Genomic DNA, 1,730 nt, shown 5'->3' with positions numbered 1-1,730 from the left:
GCACGCATGTCGCCGTTGCGGGCGGCCTGCATCGCCTGCTCGAGCTTCTGCTCGTAGGACTTCTGCAGCTTCTTTGACGGATCACTCTTGAAGAGTCCGAACATGGCGTAGGCTCCTGTCGGGGAATGTCCTGACAGGTTACTCGCCCCGGCGTAAAAAAGCTATGCAATAGTTGTACACCTTTATATTGGCGTACACTAAAGCCACGAGGCCGGCAGCAGGGGTGTCGGCCTCGAAGTGTCAGGCATGGTGGACGCGGGTCAGGTCGCCAGCGACATCCATACCATCTTGAGTTCGGAGTATTCTTCCAGGCTGTGGTGGGACTTGTCGCGACCGTTGCCGGATTGCTTGACGCCGCCGAAGGGGACCGTCTGGTCGCCGCCGGCCCAGTTGTTGACGAATACCTGGCCGGAATGCAGCCGGCGGGTCACGCGCATGATGCGATCGATATCCTGGCTCCAGAGCCCGGCCGCCAGGCCATAGTCGCTGTCGTTGGCCATGGCCACGGCTTCTTCCTCGCTGTCGAAACCGAATACCGCCAGCACCGGGCCGAAGATTTCCTCGCGTCCGATGGTCATGGCGGAGGTCACACCGTCAAATACCGTCGGGGGAATGAAGAGCCCCTTGCCTTCAAGGGCCTGGCCACCGGTACGCAGTCTGGCGCCCTCCTCGATGCCCTTGCGGATATAGTCCAGTACGCGACGATGCTGGGTCTCGTCCACCATGGCGCCCATGAAACTCTTCGGATCCAGGGGGTCGCCGGGCTGCATGGTCTCGGCCGCGACCAGTACCTTCTCGACGAAGGCCTCGCGCACCGAGTTTTCCACCAGCAGCCGGGAGCCGGCGATACACACCTCGCCCTGATTATGGAAGATCGCCTCCGCGGCGTGCCGGGCGACCCTGTCCAGGTCCTTGCAGTCGGCAAAGACGATGTTCGGGCTCTTGCCGCCACACTCCAGATAGAGCTTCTTCAGGTTGGACTGGCCAGCATACTGCAGCAACTGCTTGCCGACCTGGGTGGAGCCGGTGAAGGAGAGGCAGTCGACGCCCATGGACAGCGCTAGCGCCTTGCCCACGGTGTGCCCGAAGCCCGGCAGCACCTGGAAGACTCCGGGCGGCAATCCAGCCTCCCTGGCCAGCTGCGCCAGACGCAGCGCCGAGAGAGGTGACTTCTCCGAAGGCTTGAGGATGACACTGTTGCCAGCGGCCAGGGCCGGGGCGATCTTCCAGGCGGTCATCATCAGGGGAAAGTTCCAGGGCACGATGGAGGCCACCACCCCAATGGGCTCCCTCAGGACCAGGGCAAGGCTATTCTCGCCGGTGGGTGCCACCTCGCCGAAGAGCTTGTCGATGGATTCAGCATGATAGCGGAAGCAGGCGATGGCGCCACTCATGTCACCCAGGGAACTGGTCACCGGCTTGCCCATGTCCAGGCTATCGAGCAGGGCCAGTTCGTGCTTGTGAGCCTCCATCAGGTCGGCAAGGCCGAGCAGCAGCTTCTTGCGTCTGCCGGGCGCCAGTCGCGACCAGTCGCCATGGTTGAAGGCTCGATGGGCATGACCGACGGCCAGCTCGGCCTCCGGGGCATCGCAACTCGTCACCCGGGCCAGGATCTCGCCGGTGGCAGGATCGATGGTTTCGAAGGTCTCGCCGCTGGCTGCATCAACAAAGGCGTCATCGATAAAGGCGCGGGTTTCCAGCGTCAGCGATTGTGCCAGAGCGTGCCAATC

The 1,730-nt window shown here is 62.9% G+C and carries 2 protein-coding genes; both read right to left on the bottom strand.

All coding sequences use genetic code 11. The features are described from left to right. Positions 1-104, bottom strand: a 104-nt coding sequence (locus ACESMD_RS08725) for a DUF6435 family protein (protein ID WP_372612279.1), incomplete at its 3' end; no start/stop codon positions are given. A gap of 156 nt (positions 105-260) precedes the next feature. Next, positions 261-1,730 (bottom strand): aldehyde dehydrogenase (locus ACESMD_RS08720; RefSeq protein ID WP_372612277.1); only part of this gene is annotated, 1,470 nt, incomplete at its 5' end.

The organism is Halomonas sp. (assembly GCF_041689495.1).
Classification (GTDB): domain Bacteria; phylum Pseudomonadota; class Gammaproteobacteria; order Pseudomonadales; family Halomonadaceae; genus Halomonas.
This window is presented reverse-complemented; position numbering and strand designations above follow the sequence as displayed.